This window comes from Stenotrophomonas sp. 107298_Sma, from assembly GCF_056480345.1.
This window is the reverse complement of the sequence record NZ_CM151094.1, coordinates 2,878,534-2,894,312: the sequence shown is the minus strand read 5'-3', so window position 1 is coordinate 2,894,312 and position 15,779 is coordinate 2,878,534. Positions and strand designations below refer to the sequence as shown.

The window sequence follows — 15,779 nt, the reverse complement described above, 5'->3', positions numbered from 1 at the left end:
TGCGCCACCGTCGCGACGGCTTTTTGACGCGCCCGATGCGGTGTATTCCGGCGAATCGATTGCAGCACAGGGGATTCGGGCGTCGCGTTGGACTTGCTGGCAGGGTCTGTTCGCGGTGGAATCTGCGACGTAAATCAATAATTCACACATTCATCACATTATCAAAGGCGTTCTCCTTGAGCTGCATGATCCGCACCGAAACCACGGCCGACCACGCCGCCATCCGCGCACTCACCGAGGCCGCCTTCCGCGAAGCCCCGCACAGCAGCCACACCGAGCAGTTCATCGTCGATGCGCTGCGTTCGCGTGGGGAGTTGAGCATTTCGCTGGTCGCCGAAACTCAGGGCCAGGTGGTCGGCCACATTGCCCTGTCGCCGGTGACGGTCAGCGATGGCAGCGCCGGCTGGTTCGGCCTGGGCCCGATTTCGGTATTGCCCGCATGGCAGGGGCAGGGCGTTGGCGCGGCCCTGATGCACGCGGCTCTGGAAGCCCTGCGCCAACAGGGCGCGTACGGCTGCGTGTTGCTGGGTGAGCCGGCGTACTACGGGCGCTTCGGGTTCCGTGCCGAGCCGGGCCTGGTGCTGCCGGGCGTGCCGGCAGAGTACTTCCAGGCGCTTTGCCTGCAGCCTCCGGTGGCACAGGGCGGGGTGCAGTACTCACCGGCCTTCGAGGCGACGGCCTGAGCCGGACCTGGCGCGCTGCAGCTCAGGGCGCGCGCCAGACGGTCGGTTCGGGTTGCGGCTTGGGAATGCGGTAGCCGCCGATATGCTCGAGCAGTGCGTTGGTACGGCGCTGTTCGACCAGTACCTCACGCAGCAGATTGCGCACAGCGAAGATGGCGAACGGCACCAGGATCCAGACCAGGCTGATTCCCAGCGCAAACAGGGTAAACAGCGCTTTTGCACCATCCATGCACGGCATTCCTTGATCGAAAGCAGCCACGCTAGCACGCGGCTGCTGCCGACGGATGTCAGGCCTTATGCCGAAGGTGGATCAGCGGATACGGGCGGCCCTGCGAATCCAGCGGCGAGCGACCGGTTTCGACGAAGCCCATGCGCAGGTAGAAGCCTACGGCCTGCGCGTTCTGTGCGTTGACGTCGGTGCTCAGCTGCGGGTGCAGCGCCAGCGCATGCTGCAACAGCTGCCGACCGATACCGGTGCCGCGCGCGTCCGGATCGATGAACAGCGCTTCCAGGTGGGTGCCATCGATCAGCATGAAGCCCTGCGGCTGGTCCTGTGCATCGACGGCGACGGTCATCGGCGTCTGCGGCAGGAAAGCGGCTACTTCGGCATCGATGGCCTGGCGGTCTTCGGCACTGAGGAAGTCATGGGTAGCGTCGACGGCGCGACGCCAGAGGTCGACGAGGGCGACACCGTCGTCGGCGCGCGAGGGGCGCAGAGTGGTCATGGGTTCACCAAGGTGCTTCGGAAGAGTGCGCATTATGAAGCCTTCCGGCTGCAGGTGCGGGCGCGCACTCATCCATCGTTGCGATGGCGGATGAAGGGGCTATGGGTCTTTGCCTCGGCGCGCAGCACCACGCCATCCTCGAAGTCCCCGCTGTCGTTGAAAGGCACGATCGGCCACTGCCTCCACCGGGCAAGCCGTTCCATATAGTTGCGCGTAGCCATGGCGAGCGCCTCGTCGTGGGCCTGCTTACGCTCCGCTGCATGCCCTGAGCGCACGCCGTGCACCATATGCGGCTCCATCACCTCGAAGCCGACGTAGCGCAGGCTGTACATCAACGGCCACAGCAGCAACCGGGTGTCACCCTCGCGGCCATCAACCGCGCACGCCCGTGCCGATGAGCCGGTGGTGACGCTCAGCAGTGCACGCTTGCCGCGCATCACGCCATGTTCGTGGCGCTGACGGCTGTTGTACATCGGCCCATAGACCAGCACGCGGTCCAGCCAACCCTTGAGGATGGCCGGCGCCGCGAACCACCACAGCGGGAACTGCAGGATCACCAGGTCTGCGGCCCGTAGCAGGTGCAGGTGACGTTGCACATCGGCGGGCAACTGGTCGTGTTCGGCGCTGTAGCGTTGTTCGCGCTGGGCATCAAAGCGCTCGGGCTGCAGGCGCCGTGGATGGTGCCAGGCCGCTTCCAGCGGATCGAAGCCTTCCGCATAAAGGTCGACCACGTCCACCTGCAGGTGGTCGTGCCGCAGCTGCTCGGCCCCCTGCACGGCCAGGTGGGCGTTGAAGGAGCGGGGTTCGGGGTGGGCAAGCAGGATCAGGGCGCGCATGGAGCGAGGTGTTCGAGGAGTGTGCGACCATCCTCGCGGTGCCGGCATGCCCCGGCAATTACGCACCTTGAGGTAACCATGGCCTTTCCCGGAGATGTCTATGCCGCCGATTGCTCGGCGCGCGATGCGCTGGCGCTGATCTCGGGCAAGTGGGTGATGCTGTTGTTGCCGGCGTTGGCGCAGGGCCCGCAACGCAACGGTGCGCTGCTGCGGAAGATCGAAGGCATCTCGCAGAAGGTGTTGACCCAGACCCTGCGGCAGCTGGAGCGTAATGGCCTGGTCGAGCGGTGTGATCTCGGTAGCAAACCACTGCATGTGGAGTACCACCTGACCGAGGTCGCGCGCGGTCTGGTCGAGACGCTGTCCGCCCTGGACCGCTGGGCCGAGCATAATTTTCCCGCACTGGACGCGGCCCGCGAGCGCTTCGACGCGCGCTAGCGGCACCTGCACGGCCGCGGGCGTACAATGCGGCCCCGGCGGCCATCCTGGCCCTGCAGACACGCGAGAACCGCCATGACCGACGCCCTGGGCGTGCCGGTGCACGACACCGACGAACACTGGATGCGCCATGCGCTGGCGCTGGCCGAGCGCGCGCAGCGCGAGTTCGACGAGATTCCGGTGGGAGCCGTGCTGGTGAGCGCCGATGGCCAGCTGCTGGGCGAAGGCTGGAATCTCAACATCGCCTCGCACGACCCCAGCGCGCACGCCGAGATCGTGGCCATGCGTTCAGGTGGAAAACTGCTCGCCAACCATCGCCTGCTCGGCAGCACCCTGTATGTGACCCTGGAACCGTGCGCGATGTGTGCGATGGCGATTGTGCATGCGCGCGTCGCACGACTGGTCTACGGTGCCAGCGATCCCAAGACCGGGGCCTGCGGCAGCGTGTTCGACCTGCTCGGCGATGCCCGCCACAACCACCGCGTCGAGATCCACGGCGGAGTGCTGGCCAAGGAAGCCAGCATGCGGCTGACCAACTATTTCCGCGCCAAGCGCGGCAAGCCGCCGCTGCTGCTGGAAGACCATGCCGGCGAGGCCTGAGGGGCGAACGGGTATGATGGGCGCCTCTTTCCATCACCGGTAGGCCGCGCGCCTGCCCAGCAACGAGGCGACACATGGCGGACAACGGCGCGGCCAACGAACGACTGATCTGGATCGACCTGGAAATGACCGGGTTGGATACCGACAACGATTCGATCATCGAGATCGCCACCGTGGTCACTGACGCCCAGCTCAACGTGCTGGCCGAAGGTCCGGAATTCGCCATCCACCATCCGCTGGAAACGCTGGAAGCGATGGACGAGTGGAACCGTAACCAGCACCGCCGCTCGGGTCTGTGGCAGCGTGTGGTGGACAGCACGGTGACCCTTGCCCAGGCTGAAGCGCAGACGGTGAATTTCCTGGCGCAGTGGATTCCGGCCGGCCTGTCGCCGATGTGCGGCAACTCGATCTGCCAGGATCGTCGCTTCCTGCACCGCCAGATGCCACGCCTGGAGAAGTACTTCCACTACCGCAACCTGGACGTGTCCACGGTGAAGGAACTGGCCAAGCGATGGGCACCGACCGTGGCCGCCGGCGTTGGCAAGAACAGCAACCACACCGCGCTGAGCGATGTGCACGACTCGATCGCCGAGCTGCGCCACTATCGCCAGTTCATGGGCGCGCTGTCGGGGTTGCCGACCTCTTGACCGGTAGTGCCGGCCGCTGGCCGGCAGTTCCAGGACTTTCGTGAGGTGTATAAGGTTGCCGGCCAGCGGCCGGCACCACTCTCCGTTCAACTCCCTGGCGCTAAGATCGGCGCCATGAACGAGCCCATCCTGCTCCCCCGCGATATTGCCCACGACGCCCGCGACTGGTCTGACCTGCAGCGAGCGGTGGCCCTGCTGGAAGCGCCGACCCTGACCGCGCGCATGGCCAATCTGGTCGGCACGCCGCTGGAGTTCGCGGTCAAGGCGCTGCCCAGCTCGGTCTCCAATCGCATCCACGGCGCGGTGCAGGCCGCGCTGACCAAGTCGGCGCAGGCGGCGCTGTGGAGCATGGACAACACCCCCGGCAAGGGGGCATCCACACGTTGGCACAAGCTGGCCGCAGCGACCTCCGGTGCGGTTGGCGGCGCCTTTGGTTTTGCCGCGCTGTTCATCGAGCTGCCGGTGTCGACCACCATCATGATGCGTGCCGTGGCCGACGTGGCCCGCAGCGAAGGCTTCGATCTGTCCGAGTTCAGTACCCGCCAGGCGTGCCTGGAGGTGTTCGCGCTGGGCGGCAACTCGCCGCGCGATGACGCCAGCGAGACTGGCTATTACCTGGCCCGTGGCTTCACCACCGATGTGATGCGCCATCTGTCGGCTGAGCTGGCCGGGCGCGTGGTGACCGGCCGTGACCTGACCCTGGGCGTGGCACCGAAGGAAGCCGGCAAGCTGCTGGCGAAGATGGTGGAGAAGGTGGCCGCGCGCTTCGGCGTGGTGGTTACCGAGAAATTCGCCGCGCAGGCGGTGCCGATCGTGGGTGCAGCTGCCGGTGCGACACTCAATACGATGTTCACCGATTACTACCAGGACATGGCGCGCGGCCACTTCATCGTGCGCAGGCTGGAGCGCAAGTACGGCGAAGACGTGGTGCGCACCTGCTATGACCGCGTGGCGCACGGCGGGGCGTTGATCGAGCCCACGTTGTAACGGTGGGTCAGAGCCCTTTCCTGCGGAAAGGGATCCGACTCCGACCTCGCACAGGGTCAGATCCCTTCCGCAGGAAGGGCTCTGACCCTTGCCTGCCAGGCACAACTGTTTTGCCACGATCCGCCTGTTGCGCTGCGGCATCCATCCCCATCCTTGCGGTCAGTCCCCCCGCAAGAGATCGCCGCCATGTTGTTCACTCCCCACCCTCTGGGCCTGTTGGCCCTGCCCAACCGCATCGTGATGCCGCCGATGACCCGCTCGCGTGCCGCCGACGGCAACGTTGCCACTGCGGAAATGGCCGCCTACTACGCGCAGCGCGCCGGTGCTGGCCTGATCGTCAGCGAAGGTACCCAGATCAGCCCGCAGGGCCAGGGCTACGCCTGGACCCCGGGCATCCACAGCGCCGAACAGGTGCAGGGCTGGCGACAGGTGACAGACGCCGTGCACGCTGCCGGCGGTCGCATCTACGCCCAGTTGTGGCACGTGGGTCGGGTCTCGCACGTCGCGCTGCAGCCCGGTGGTGCCGCGCCGGTGTCGTCGTCGGCGCTGCTGGCCGAAGGCGTGAAGGTGTTTGTCGATCCTACTGGCGCTGGTCCGCAAGCGGGCGTGGGCGAGATGATCCAGCACTCGATGCCGCGCGCGCTGGCCGAGGCTGAGATTCCGGGCATCATCGCCGACTACGCGCAGGCCACCCGCAATGCGCTGGCCGCCGGCTTCGATGGCGTCGAACTGCACGGGGCCAATGGTTATCTGATCAACCAGTTCATCGATTCGCAGGCCAACCAGCGCACCGACGGCTACGGTGGCGCGCTGCAGAACCGGCTGCGCTTCCTGCGTGAAGTAGTGGAGGCGGTGGTGGCGGTGGCCGGTGGTGAGCGCGTTGGCGTGCGCCTGGCGCCGCTGACCACCCTGCAGGGCGCGGTGGACGACACGCCGCAGGCCACCTATCTGGCTGCGGCACACCTGCTGGGCGGGCTGGGCGTGGGCTACCTGCACATCGCCGAGGCCGACTGGGACGACGCACCGCTGATGCCGGTGGCGTTCAAGCAGGCGCTGCGGATGATCTATCCGGGAACGCTGATCTACGCCGGCAAGTACACCGCCGAACGCGCGGAGCGGGCACTGGCCGAAGGCTGGGCCGACCTGATCGGCTTCGGCCGCCCGTTCATTGCCAATCCGGACCTGCCCGAGCGCCTGCGTCTGGGGGCGGAGCTGAATCCGCCGGATCGCGCGACATTCTTTGGCGGTGGCGCGGTCGGGCTTACCGATTACCCGACGCTGGAAGAAAGCGTCGCCGCCTGATCCCGGAGGCTGCCGGCCAGCGGCCGGCACTACCGGGGCGTGCGGGGCAGGGTAGTGCCGGCCGCTGGCCGGCATTTCAATCTCGGATCGCCGGTGGGTGGGTGCCGACCGTTGGTCGGCACTCCCGATCAAGGCTTGTCGCGCACCAGCGCGTCGGCCTCGATCACGCCGCCATCCTTGCCATGCAGGTACAGGTGCATGTCCTGCTGCGGATACGGAATGTTGATACCGGCTTTGTCGTAGCCCAGCTTCAGTTGCTCCAGCAGCGTCACCTTGGTGCCGAACCAGTCGGCCGACTTCACGTAGCAGCGGATGCCGAGGTTGATCGCATGCGCGCCGAGTTCGTACACCACCACGTCCGGTGCTGGCGTCTGCAGCACGCGCGGGTCGGCCTTCATCAACTGCAGCGCGGTGTCGCGTGCCAGCTGGATGTTGTCCTCGTAGCCGATGCCGATCACCAGTTCGACGCGGCGCGTCGGTTCGGCGGTCAGGTTGATGATCGGTGCGGCGGTGATCAGCGTGTTCGGAATGGTGGTGTGCTGGTTGTCGGCACCAGTGATGACGGTCTGGAAGATGCGCACCTCGCGCACCGTGCCGGTCTGTCCGGCCACCGTCACTACATCACCGACGCGGAACGGACGCAGCGTCACCAGCATCACACCCGAGGCGATGTTGGACAACGAATCCTTCAGGGCCAGGCCCACCGCCAGGCCGGCGGTGCCGAGCACGGCCAGCAGCGGGGTGATCTGCACGCCCAGCGTACCAATGGCCAGCACGACCACGATCACCAGCGACGTGGCATACACCACGTTGCGCAGGAAGCTGCCCAGCATCGGGTCCACGCCCATGCGCGCGGTGGCGCGCGGCATCGCATTGGACAGGCGTCGTGCCACCCACATGCCGACCAGCAGCACTACGATCGCGGCCAGCAATGGCACGCCGTAGGTCTCCAGCAGGCGCTCCCAGTCGAGGGAATGGAACCATGGCGTTGCGACGGGGACAGGTTGGGCAGTGGCGAGCATGCGGGCTCCTTTGCAGCGGGGGAGGTGGCGCGCGCAGACGCCAGAAACAACAAGCCCCGCAGAGGCGGGGCTTGCATGCAGCTGAAGTATGGGCCGGCGCCGATGAAAGCGACGTCAGCCCTCAGCAATCACGGTCTCAGCCGTTGGCCTTCAGCTTGGCCAGGCGCAGCCAGGTATCGACCACGGTGTCCGGGTTCAGCGACACCGACTCGATGCCTTCCTGCATCAGCCACTCGGCCAGATCCGGATGATCGGACGGGCCCTGGCCGCAGATGCCGACGTACTTGCCCTTGGCACGTGCTGCCTTGATCGCCATCGACAGCAGCTTCTTCACCGCCGGGTTACGTTCGTCGAACAGGTGCGCGACGATCGACGAATCGCGGTCCAGGCCGAGGGTCAGCTGGGTCAGGTCGTTGGAGCCGATCGAGAAGCCGTCGAAGATCTCCAGGAACTCATCGGCGAGCAGTGCGTTGGACGGCACTTCGCACATCATGATGATCTTCAGGCCGTTCTCGCCCTGCTTCAGGCCATTCTGTTCCAGCACCTCGATGACCTTGCGGCCTTCTTCCAGGGTGCGCACGAACGGAATCATGACCCACAGGTTGTCCAGGCCCATTTCGTTGCGCACGCGCAGCACGGCCTTGCACTCCAGCGCGAAGGCGGCCGAGAAGCTCGGGTCGACGTAACGGCTGGCGCCGCGGAAGCCGATCATCGGGTTCTCTTCGTGCGGCTCGTAGTTGCTGCCGCCGATCAGGTTGGCGTACTCGTTGGACTTGAAGTCCGACAGGCGCACGATCACGGCGTTCGGTGCGACCGAGGCAGTGAGGGTGGCGATGCCTTCGGCCAGGCGGTCCACGTAGAAGCCGACCGGGTCGGAATAACCGGCGATCTTCTCGTCGATCTTCTTCCTGGTCGCCGCATCCTGGCGGTCGTATTCCAGCAGCGCGTTCGGGTGGATGCCGATGTGGCTGGCGATGATCATTTCCAGGCGCGCCAGGCCGATGCCGGCGTTCGGCAGCTGGCCGAAGTCGAAGGCACGTTCCGGGTTGGCCACGTTCATCATGATCTTCAACGGTGCCGGCGGCATGTTGCCCAGATCGGTGGTGGTGCGCTCGAAGCCCAGCTTGCCTTCGTAGATGAAACCGGTATCGCCTTCAGCGCAGCTGACGGTGACCAGCTGACCATCTTCGATGACCTTGGTGGCGTTGCCCGAACCGACCACGGCCGGCACGCCCAGCTCGCGCGCGATGATCGCGGCGTGGCAGGTACGGCCACCACGGTTGGTAACGATGGCCGATGCACGCTTCATCACCGGCTCCCAATCGGGGTCAGTCATGTCGGCGATCAGCACGTCGCCCGGCTGCACGCGGTTCATGTCGTCCAGCGTCTTCACCACGCGGGCCACGCCGGCGCCGATCTTGGCACCCACGGCACGGCCCTCGGCCAGCACGTTGCCGCCCTTTTCGGTCAGCGCGAAGCGCTCGATCTGGGTGGCATGGCTGCGCGACTTCACCGTCTCCGGGCGCGCCTGCACGATGAACAGCTTGCCGCTGACACCGTCCTTGGCCCACTCGATGTCCATCGGGCGGCCGTAGTGCTTTTCGATGACCAGCGCCTGCTTGGACAGTTCCTGCACGTCCTCGTCGCTGATCGAGAAGGTGTTGCGCAGTTCTGCCGGGGTGTCCTCGATCCTGACGCGCTCGCCGGGGACATCCGAATACACCATGCGGATCGCCTTGCTGCCGAGCGAGCGGCGCAGGATCGCCGGCTTGCCGGCCTGCAGGGTGGGCTTGTAGACGTAGTACTCGTCCGGGTTGACCGCGCCCTGCACGACCATTTCGCCGAGGCCGAACGAGGAGGTGACGAACACCACGTCGCGGAAGCCTGACTCGGTGTCCAGGGTGAACAGCACGCCGGAGGAACCGACGCCGGAACGCACCATCAGCTGCACGCCGGCGGACAGGAACACGTCTTCATGCTTGAAGCCGTGGTGCACGCGGTAGGCGATGGCACGGTCGTTGTACAGCGAGGCGAACACTTCCTTGACCTTGTGCACGACGTCGTCGGCGCCGGTGACGTTGAGGAAGGTTTCCTGCTGGCCGGCGAAGGACGCATCCGGCAGATCCTCGGCAGTGGCCGACGAACGCACGGCCACGGCCACGTCGCCGCCGCCGTTTTCGGCGCTCAGCTTGGCGTAGGCGGTGCGGATGTCCTGGTCCAGCTGCGGCTGCAGCGGCGCGTCGATCACCCAGCTGCGGATCTCCTTGCCGGCGGCGGTCAGCGCGTTGACGTCTTCGACGTCCAGCGTGGCCAGCTTGTCGAAGATGCGCTTGGACAGGTCGTTGTGCGCGATGAAGTCCTTGAAGGCTTCAGACGTGGTCGCATAACCTCCAGGAACGGAGACGCCCAGACCGGCCAGATTGCCGATCATCTCGCCCAGCGAGGAATTCTTGCCGCCTACGCGGGCCAGGTCGGCCAGACGCAGTTCGTGCAACCACAGGATGTTCTCGTTCAAGCGCGATGCTCCGTTTGGCCATCGCCCGAGGCGGGCTGAGTGGCCGCGTCCGTAGGAAGAAGCCGATATGATGCCGGGCAGACCGCTGTCGGCACAAGCTTGTGTTGGCGGCCCTTTTAGGCTTCGTAGGGGGTAAAAGCGCGCATGTCGACCATCCGTCCGGTGTTCTACGTTTCCGATGGAACCGGTATCACCGCTGAAACCATTGGGCATAGCCTGCTGACCCAGTTCTCCGGGTTCAGCTTCATTACCGACCGGATGTCGTTTGTAGACGACCCCGAAAAAGCCCGGGAAGCCTGTTCCCGGATCCAGGCGGCGGGGGAGCGTTACCAGGTCAGGCCGATCGTGGTGAACTCCTGCGTGGACCAGAGCCTGAGCCTGATCCTGGCCGAGAGCGGGGCCCTGATGCTCGATGTGTTCGCGCCATTCATCGAGCCGCTGGAGCGTGAACTGTCCAGCTCGCGCGTGAACCGGGTGGGGCAGGCGCACGGTATGGTCGACTTCGACACCTACCACCGCCGCATCAACGCGATGAACTTCGCGCTGACCCATGACGACGGCATCGCGGTGAATTACGACGACGCCGACGTGATCCTGGTGGCGGTGTCGCGGGCCGGCAAGACGCCCACCTGCATCTACCTGGCCCTGCATTACGGGGTGCGTGCGGCCAATTACCCGCTGACCGACGAGGATCTGGAAAGCGACCGCCTGCCGCCGCGCCTGCGCAACTACCGGCGCAAGCTGTTCGGCCTGACCATCGACCCGGACCGCCTGCAGCAGATCCGCCAGGAGCGCCGCCCGAACTCGCGCTATGCCAACCTGGACACCTGCAAACGCGAGGTGGCAGCGGCCGAGGTCATGTTCCAGATGGAACGCATCCCGACCCTGAGCACCACCCATACCTCGATCGAGGAGATCTCCAGCAAGGTGCTGGCCACGCTGGGGCTGCAGCGCGAGCTGTATTGATCCTCGTCTGGTAGAGCCGGCCGCTGGCCGGCTGGTCGATGAACCCTCGGCCGTGATGCGGGGCTGCCGGCCAGCGGCCGGCACTACCCAGGGGTTGGCTTGCACGTGCGCGCCCCCACGTTGAAGCACCAACGTGTAGGATCGACCCATGGCCCGAGCCTTGCCCCGCACCGAACGCATTCCCCGCCTGAGCCGGCTCAGCTGGCTCATGGGCCTGTACGCGGAAAACTACCGCCATCTGGTGCGCCTGTTCGAACCGGCCGGACTGGTGGCGGGCAGCTACATCTCCTCGATCGGCGACGGCCTGGATGTTCGCCTGGACGTGATCGAGTGCCACCGCTATACGGTGGAACTGCGCCTGACCTACGACCTGGCCGATCCGGTCACCGGCGAGCCGGATCCCTCGGCCTATGTGCGCCTGTACCGTGATGCGCGCCAGGCCGAGACCACCCACTGTTATGTCGGCCGTCGCTGGCAGGACACGATGGGCCTGTATCCACCGCCGGCAGAGCTGATCAGCCACCGCATGCGGATGAACACCTTCCTCGGCAAGTGGCTGGAATACCTGGCCGAACGCGGCCACGGCGTCGCCACCCTGCGTCGTGATCCCGACGGCGCCAGCACGCCCGCCGAGCGCCGCCTGTCGCTGGTGCGCTGATCGGCCATAATCCACGGCTGACCTGCCGCTGGATGCTGCCATGCCGTATACCCCGATCGTCGCCACCCTGGGCTACGTGCTGTCGCCGGATCGTCGCCAGGTGCTGATGATCCATCGCAACACCCGTCCCGGTGACCACCACCTGGGCAAGTACAACGGCCTGGGCGGCAAGATCGAACCGACCGAAGACGTGGCCGCCGGCATGCGCCGCGAGATCGCCGAGGAAGCCGGCATCGACTGCATGGACATGCGCCTGCGCGGCACCATCAGCTGGCCGGGCTTCGGCAAGCATGGCGAGGACTGGCTGGGCTTCGTGTTCGTCATCGACAGCTTCGAGGGCAGCCCGCATGGGGGCAACCACGAGGGCACCCTGGAATGGGTGGATGTGGACAAGCTCGACCAGCTGCCGATGTGGGAGGGTGACCGCAACTTCCTGCCGCTGGTGTTCGACGCCGACCCGCGCCCGTTCCATGGCGTGATGCCTTACAAGGACGGCCGCATGGTGAGCTGGTCCTACAGCCGGCTGTGACCCGGCTCGCCGGGCCATGCCCGGCGAGCACTACCGCCGTTGCGCCAGCAGCAGATGGAAGTGCTTCTCGCGAACCTGCCCGTCATTGCCGGTCGCGGTTTCCCGATGACTGCGCCAGGCCGAGACAGTGAAGCCGGATACGCGCAGGGCCAGTTCCACCGCGTCCAGCTCGTGCAGCTGGAAGTCGCTGGCAAATGGCAGGCTGCGCATGAAGGCCGCGTCACCGAAGGCCAGGCACAGCCGGCCACCCCGGCGCAGCACCCGCGCCAACTCGTCGAGCACCGGCGCCAGGTGCGGCCAGAAGTACAGGGTATTGACCGCCAGCGCGGCGTCCATCGAGGCGTCGGCGACCGGCAGAGCATGGGCGTCGCCATGGCGCATCGCGGCACGCCCAGCCAGTCCGGCACTGGCCAGGCGCTGGTTGCCGGCCTCGACCATGGCCGGGGACAGCTCGATACCCAGATAGTGGCTGCCGGCGGCCTGTAGCAGCTGTGGCGCGAATGCAGCGTTGCCCGGACCGATCTCCAGGATCCGTTCGCCGGCGGAGGCGGCCAGCAGCCCGATCGCGGCCTGATTGAGCGCGCCGTTGCTGCGATTCATCGCGTCGGCCACCTCCAGCGCAGCCTCGCCATGGGGCTGCCGCAGCTGTGCGGCCAGGGTAGGAGCATCCAGCATCATCATCGTCCGTTGCAGAGTTTCGGACGTGGCGACGGCGGGTCCGCCGGTGACCATAGCGCCGACCCTGCGGCTTGGGAAGTAGGGAAACCCCGCTTCGGGGTGATGAGGAAATGTCCAGCGTCGCAGTCGGTGAGATCTGGTTGTCCACAGGGGGTGTGGATTACGCGTGGGCAACTTTGTGGATAAGCGTCGACAGGCGCCACCCCCCTAGGCTGTCAAGATGGGTGGCGAAAAATTCACCGCCGGTGAGGACAGGTGAGGGAGCGGTGAAGGGTGGTCCCTGCCGCCGCTGTCGCCAGCAGCGGTGCTCGCGGTAACCTGTGGGCCTTGATGCTCCGTGAGACCCCATGAAACGTCACTTCTCGATGCTGCGCGAATTCCAGCTGGCCGACTGGTTCACCCTGGCCAATGCTTTCTGCGGCACCGGTGCGGTCTTCGCCGCGATGCGCTTCCTGCAGGACGGCGAGCGCGGCTATCTGCTGTTCGGCATGGCGCTGATCCCGCTGGCCTTCATCTTCGATGCACTCGACGGGCACATCGCGCGCTGGCGCAAGTCCAGCTCCACCCTGGGCCGGGAGCTGGACTCGCTGTCCGATGTGATCTCCTTCGGTGTGGCGCCGGCGGCGCTGGCCTATGCCTGCGGCATGCAGGGCGGCTGGGACTGGCTGGTGCTGAGCTACTTCGTCTGCTGTGGTGTCAGCCGCCTGGCCCGCTACAACGTCACCGCCGAGGCACTGGCCGGCGACGAGGGCAAGGTCAAGTATTTCGAGGGCACGCCGATCCCGACCAGCCTGCTGCTGGTGATCGTGCTGGCCATCGCCGCCGGCACCGGCGCCATCGGTCAGGACATCTGGTTCGGCCAGTGGCAGATCGGGCCGTGGCAGCTGCACCCGATGGTGCTGCTGTTCGCCCTGTCCGGGTCGCTGATGATCAGCAAGACCCTGCGCATCCCCAAGCCATGAGCCAGCCCTGCGGAGGCCTGCGATGACCAGCTCGGCCCACGACCCCGGCAGCAGTGATTTCGAGACCCTGGCCCGGCAGTACTTCGGCGCCTGGGGCGACGCGCTGCGTCACGCGTCCACCCCGGGTGCACCGGCCGGTGACGACCCCGGCAGCTGGCGGCGCCTGTTCGACTGGTGGGGCCAGCTGCTGCCCGAGCAGGGACCGGGTGCACCGGAAGATGCCGTGCGCCGCTTCCGCGAACAGGCGGGCAGCTGGTACGGCACCATGCAGGAAGTGGCTGCGCGCTTCGCCGGCCGCGATGCCAGCAGCGCCGAAGTGGCCCAGGCCTGGCGCGAGGCGGTGCAAGGGCAGGGCGATGGCATGCTGCAGTGGATGCTGCAGGGCGCCCGTGGCAGCACCCACGCCGGCGCCGCCGTGCCCGAGTTCGCCGCGTGGCTGCAGCAGTTCCAGTTGCAGGCCGGCCCGTGGCTGCAGAGCCCGGCGTTCGGCCCCGGCCGCGAGCACCAGGCGCGCTGGCAGTCCCTGCTGCGTGCGCAGGATGAATACCAGCAGCATTCACGCGCCTACGTCGATCAGATCAAGCAGGCACTGGACGAGGCCTTTGCGCTGTTCGAGCAGCGCTTGGCCGAGCACGAGCAGCCGGGCAGCCAGCTGACCAGCGCCCGGGCGATGTTCGACCTGTGGATCGAAGTGGCCGAGGAGGCCTACGCCAAGGTCGCCATGTCCGAACCGTTCCAGCAGGTGTATGCCGCGCTGGGCAATGCACAGATGCGCCTGCGCGCCGGCCTGCAGCGCGAGGTGGAACAGATGAGTGAACGCATCGGCCTGCCGACCCGCAGCGAGATGGACGCCGCACACCGCCGTATCGCCGAGCTGGAGCGCAGCCTGCGCCGCCTGCAGGCACAGGTGGCGGTGCTGGCCGGTACCGCCGAGGTGGATCCGGTGGCGCAACCGGCGCCGGCGAAGGTGAAGCCGGCCGCGCGCAAGGCTGCGAAGAAGACGGTGCCCGCAAAGAAGGCGCCTGCGAAGAAGTCGTCTGCGAAGAAGTCGTCTGCGAAGAAGTCGTCTGCGAAGAAGGCCGCACCTCGTACTTCCACTCGGGCGCGTGACCGATGAAGGGGCCGCTGGGTTTCAACGCCGATGACCTGATGCAGGAAACCTTGGCCATGCAGCGCAAGCTGATGGAAGGGCTGAAGCTGCTGCCGCAGGTCGAAGATGTTGATTACGGCGTGACAGCCCGCGAGGAGGTCTGGCGCGATGGCAAGGTGGTGCTGTACCGCTTCGTCGGCGAACAGGCGCCGACCCGGCGCACGCCGCTGCTGATCGTCTACGCGTTGGTCAATCGGCCGTACATGGTCGATCTGCAGGCCGACCGTTCGCTGGTGCAGAAGCTGCTGGCGCTGGGCCAGGACGTGTACGTGCTGGACTGGGGCTACCCGGACCGCTCCGAGCGCTTCCAGACCCTGGAGGACTACCTGCTGCGCTACATCGATGGCGCGGTGGATGCGCTGCGTGCGCGCAGCGGCGGTCCGGTGGACATGCTGGGCATCTGCCAGGGCGGCGTGTTCGCACTCTGCTACGCCGCGCTGCGCCGGCAGAAGCTGGGCAAGCTGATCACCATGGTCACCCCGGTCGATTTCCACACCGCCGACAACATGCTTTCGCATTGGGCACGGCAGGTGGATGTAGACCTGCTGGTGGATACGCTTGGCAACATCCCGGCTGATCTGATGAATGCCAGTTACCTGATGCTCAAGCCGTTCCGCCTGAACGTGCAGAAGTACGTCGGCCTGCTCGACATCCTCGATGACAAGGCGGCGCTGGAGGATTTCCTGCGCATGGAGAAGTGGATCTTCGATTCACCAGATCTGGCGGGCGAAGCGTTCCGCGACTTCATCAAGCAGTTCTACCAGGGCAACGGGCTGGTGAACGGCACGGTGCGGATTGGCGAGGAGGCGGTGGATCTGTCGAAGGTGACCCTGCCGGTACTGAACATCTACGCCGAGCAGGACCATCTGGTGCCGCCGGATGCCTCGCGTGCGATGCGTGGGCGCTTGGGCACTGACGATTACACCGAGTCCAGTTTCCGCGGCGGGCACATCGGTATCTATGTTTCCGGGCGTGCACAACGCGAAGTGCCGGCGACGATCGATGGCTGGCTGAAAGCGCGCGACGTGTAAGGCTTGCTTCGCTTTTGTAGAGTCGAGCTTGCTCGACTGCCTGGAGAATG

The 15,779-nt window shown here is 66.2% G+C and carries 18 protein-coding genes; 12 read left to right on the top strand and 6 right to left on the bottom strand.

Annotation, left to right across the window (positions count from 1 at the left end):
• The first annotated feature begins 185 nt into the window (after positions 1-185).
• Positions 186-683 (top strand): GNAT family N-acetyltransferase, encoded by a 498-nt coding sequence (locus ACZK2G_RS13630; RefSeq protein ID WP_136638199.1) that lies wholly within the window; start codon positions 186-188, stop codon positions 681-683.
• A gap of 22 nt (positions 684-705) precedes the next feature.
• Here the strand turns inward: ACZK2G_RS13630 and ACZK2G_RS13625 are convergent, their stop codons facing one another.
• The 3 genes from ACZK2G_RS13625 to ACZK2G_RS13615 form a co-directional block, all read right to left on the bottom strand.
• Entirely contained in the window at positions 706-912 is a 207-nt protein-coding gene (locus ACZK2G_RS13625) for a hypothetical protein (RefSeq protein ID WP_136638198.1), read from the bottom strand.
• A gap of 58 nt (positions 913-970) precedes the next feature.
• On the bottom strand, positions 971-1,408 hold the full coding sequence (locus ACZK2G_RS13620) for an acetyltransferase (RefSeq protein WP_337302704.1): 438 nt from the start codon (positions 1,406-1,408) through the stop codon (positions 971-973).
• Between the two features lie 68 nt (positions 1,409-1,476).
• Positions 1,477-2,244, bottom strand: a complete 768-nt coding sequence (locus ACZK2G_RS13615; RefSeq protein ID WP_478473594.1) for an NAD(P)H-dependent oxidoreductase — start codon at positions 2,242-2,244, stop codon at positions 1,477-1,479.
• 78 nt (positions 2,245-2,322) lie between these two features.
• Between ACZK2G_RS13615 and ACZK2G_RS13610 the strand changes: the two genes are divergently transcribed.
• From ACZK2G_RS13610 to ACZK2G_RS13590, 5 genes are all read left to right on the top strand, one after another.
• Positions 2,323-2,682, top strand: coding sequence for a winged helix-turn-helix transcriptional regulator (locus ACZK2G_RS13610; RefSeq protein ID WP_057501872.1), 360 nt, complete (start codon positions 2,323-2,325; stop codon positions 2,680-2,682).
• 75 nt (positions 2,683-2,757) lie between these two features.
• Entirely contained in the window at positions 2,758-3,282 is a 525-nt protein-coding gene (gene tadA, locus ACZK2G_RS13605; protein WP_136638195.1) for a tRNA adenosine(34) deaminase TadA, read from the top strand.
• A gap of 74 nt (positions 3,283-3,356) precedes the next feature.
• Positions 3,357-3,929, top strand: coding sequence for an oligoribonuclease (gene orn / locus ACZK2G_RS13600; protein WP_046986286.1), 573 nt, complete (start codon positions 3,357-3,359; stop codon positions 3,927-3,929).
• Between the two features lie 114 nt (positions 3,930-4,043).
• Positions 4,044-4,916 carry an EcsC family protein gene (locus ACZK2G_RS13595; protein WP_046986287.1) on the top strand — a complete coding sequence of 291 codons (873 nt, stop codon included), beginning with the start codon at positions 4,044-4,046 and terminating at the stop codon, positions 4,914-4,916.
• Between the two features lie 186 nt (positions 4,917-5,102).
• The gene (locus ACZK2G_RS13590) at positions 5,103-6,218 is read left to right on the top strand and encodes an alkene reductase (RefSeq protein ID WP_337302705.1); all 1,116 of its coding nucleotides are present in this window, start codon (positions 5,103-5,105) and stop codon (positions 6,216-6,218) included.
• Between the two features lie 128 nt (positions 6,219-6,346).
• On the opposite strand, the gene ACZK2G_RS13585 is transcribed toward ACZK2G_RS13590, so the two are convergent.
• Together ACZK2G_RS13585 and ppsA are read right to left on the bottom strand one after the other, a co-directional pair.
• Entirely contained in the window at positions 6,347-7,240 is an 894-nt protein-coding gene (locus ACZK2G_RS13585) for a mechanosensitive ion channel family protein (RefSeq protein WP_136638193.1), read from the bottom strand.
• Positions 7,241-7,376: 136 nt separating this feature from the next.
• Entirely contained in the window at positions 7,377-9,755 is a 2,379-nt protein-coding gene (gene ppsA, locus ACZK2G_RS13580) for a phosphoenolpyruvate synthase (protein WP_046986290.1), read from the bottom strand.
• A 144-nt stretch (positions 9,756-9,899) separates the two neighbouring features.
• Here ppsA and ppsR point away from each other — a divergent pair, with 144 nt between their 5' ends.
• The 3 genes from ppsR to ACZK2G_RS13565 all read left to right on the top strand — a co-directional run bounded on the left by ppsR (position 9,900) and on the right by ACZK2G_RS13565 (position 11,908).
• Positions 9,900-10,721, top strand: a complete 822-nt coding sequence (ppsR, locus tag ACZK2G_RS13575) for a posphoenolpyruvate synthetase regulatory kinase/phosphorylase PpsR (protein ID WP_012511422.1) — start codon at positions 9,900-9,902, stop codon at positions 10,719-10,721.
• A 148-nt stretch (positions 10,722-10,869) separates the two neighbouring features.
• On the top strand, positions 10,870-11,379 hold the full coding sequence (locus tag ACZK2G_RS13570; RefSeq protein WP_006374079.1) for a DUF1249 domain-containing protein: 510 nt from the start codon (positions 10,870-10,872) through the stop codon (positions 11,377-11,379).
• Positions 11,380-11,419: 40 nt separating this feature from the next.
• Complete coding sequence (locus tag ACZK2G_RS13565) at positions 11,420-11,908, top strand: NUDIX hydrolase (RefSeq protein ID WP_046986291.1); 489 nt, start codon at positions 11,420-11,422, stop codon at positions 11,906-11,908.
• A 30-nt stretch (positions 11,909-11,938) separates the two neighbouring features.
• Here the strand turns inward: ACZK2G_RS13565 and ACZK2G_RS13560 are convergent, their stop codons facing one another.
• Positions 11,939-12,589 (bottom strand): class I SAM-dependent methyltransferase, encoded by a 651-nt coding sequence (locus ACZK2G_RS13560; protein WP_046986292.1) that lies wholly within the window; start codon positions 12,587-12,589, stop codon positions 11,939-11,941.
• Between the two features lie 344 nt (positions 12,590-12,933).
• On the opposite strand from ACZK2G_RS13560, the gene ACZK2G_RS13555 reads away from it, so the two are divergent.
• From ACZK2G_RS13555 to phaC, 3 genes are read left to right on the top strand one after another with little or no spacing between them, the layout of a single operon-like run.
• On the top strand, positions 12,934-13,548 hold the full coding sequence (locus tag ACZK2G_RS13555) for a CDP-alcohol phosphatidyltransferase family protein (RefSeq protein ID WP_012511419.1): 615 nt from the start codon (positions 12,934-12,936) through the stop codon (positions 13,546-13,548).
• A 22-nt stretch (positions 13,549-13,570) separates the two neighbouring features.
• Positions 13,571-14,665, top strand: coding sequence for a class III poly(R)-hydroxyalkanoic acid synthase subunit PhaE (gene phaE / locus ACZK2G_RS13550; protein WP_478473590.1), 1,095 nt, complete (start codon positions 13,571-13,573; stop codon positions 14,663-14,665).
• Positions 14,662-15,729 (top strand): class III poly(R)-hydroxyalkanoic acid synthase subunit PhaC, encoded by a 1,068-nt coding sequence (gene phaC, locus ACZK2G_RS13545; RefSeq protein ID WP_046986294.1) that lies wholly within the window; start codon positions 14,662-14,664, stop codon positions 15,727-15,729. The genes phaE and phaC overlap by 4 nt, the downstream gene beginning before the upstream one ends.
• Positions 15,730-15,779 lie beyond the last annotated feature (50 nt).

What these genes read in the sequence shown, in the direction of transcription:
- ACZK2G_RS13630 (WP_136638199.1), top strand. Translation starts at nt 186, where the DNA reads ATGATCCGCACCGAAACCACGGCCGACCACGCCGCCATCCGCGCACTC.
- ACZK2G_RS13625 (WP_136638198.1), bottom strand. Translation starts at nt 912, where the DNA reads ATGGATGGTGCAAAAGCGCTGTTTACCCTGTTTGCGCTGGGAATCAGC.
- ACZK2G_RS13620 (WP_337302704.1), bottom strand. Translation starts at nt 1,408, where the DNA reads ATGACCACTCTGCGCCCCTCGCGCGCCGACGACGGTGTCGCCCTCGTC.
- ACZK2G_RS13615 (WP_478473594.1), bottom strand. Translation starts at nt 2,244, where the DNA reads ATGCGCGCCCTGATCCTGCTTGCCCACCCCGAACCCCGCTCCTTCAAC.
- ACZK2G_RS13610 (WP_057501872.1), top strand. Translation starts at nt 2,323, where the DNA reads ATGGCCTTTCCCGGAGATGTCTATGCCGCCGATTGCTCGGCGCGCGAT.
- tadA (WP_136638195.1), top strand. Translation starts at nt 2,758, where the DNA reads ATGACCGACGCCCTGGGCGTGCCGGTGCACGACACCGACGAACACTGG.
- orn (WP_046986286.1), top strand. Translation starts at nt 3,357, where the DNA reads ATGGCGGACAACGGCGCGGCCAACGAACGACTGATCTGGATCGACCTG.
- ACZK2G_RS13595 (WP_046986287.1), top strand. Translation starts at nt 4,044, where the DNA reads ATGAACGAGCCCATCCTGCTCCCCCGCGATATTGCCCACGACGCCCGC.
- ACZK2G_RS13590 (WP_337302705.1), top strand. Translation starts at nt 5,103, where the DNA reads ATGTTGTTCACTCCCCACCCTCTGGGCCTGTTGGCCCTGCCCAACCGC.
- ACZK2G_RS13585 (WP_136638193.1), bottom strand. Translation starts at nt 7,240, where the DNA reads ATGCTCGCCACTGCCCAACCTGTCCCCGTCGCAACGCCATGGTTCCAT.
- ppsR (WP_012511422.1), top strand. Translation starts at nt 9,900, where the DNA reads ATGTCGACCATCCGTCCGGTGTTCTACGTTTCCGATGGAACCGGTATC.
- ACZK2G_RS13570 (WP_006374079.1), top strand. Translation starts at nt 10,870, where the DNA reads ATGGCCCGAGCCTTGCCCCGCACCGAACGCATTCCCCGCCTGAGCCGG.
- ACZK2G_RS13565 (WP_046986291.1), top strand. Translation starts at nt 11,420, where the DNA reads ATGCCGTATACCCCGATCGTCGCCACCCTGGGCTACGTGCTGTCGCCG.
- ACZK2G_RS13560 (WP_046986292.1), bottom strand. Translation starts at nt 12,589, where the DNA reads ATGATGATGCTGGATGCTCCTACCCTGGCCGCACAGCTGCGGCAGCCC.
- ACZK2G_RS13555 (WP_012511419.1), top strand. Translation starts at nt 12,934, where the DNA reads ATGAAACGTCACTTCTCGATGCTGCGCGAATTCCAGCTGGCCGACTGG.
- phaE (WP_478473590.1), top strand. Translation starts at nt 13,571, where the DNA reads ATGACCAGCTCGGCCCACGACCCCGGCAGCAGTGATTTCGAGACCCTG.
- phaC (WP_046986294.1), top strand. Translation starts at nt 14,662, where the DNA reads ATGAAGGGGCCGCTGGGTTTCAACGCCGATGACCTGATGCAGGAAACC.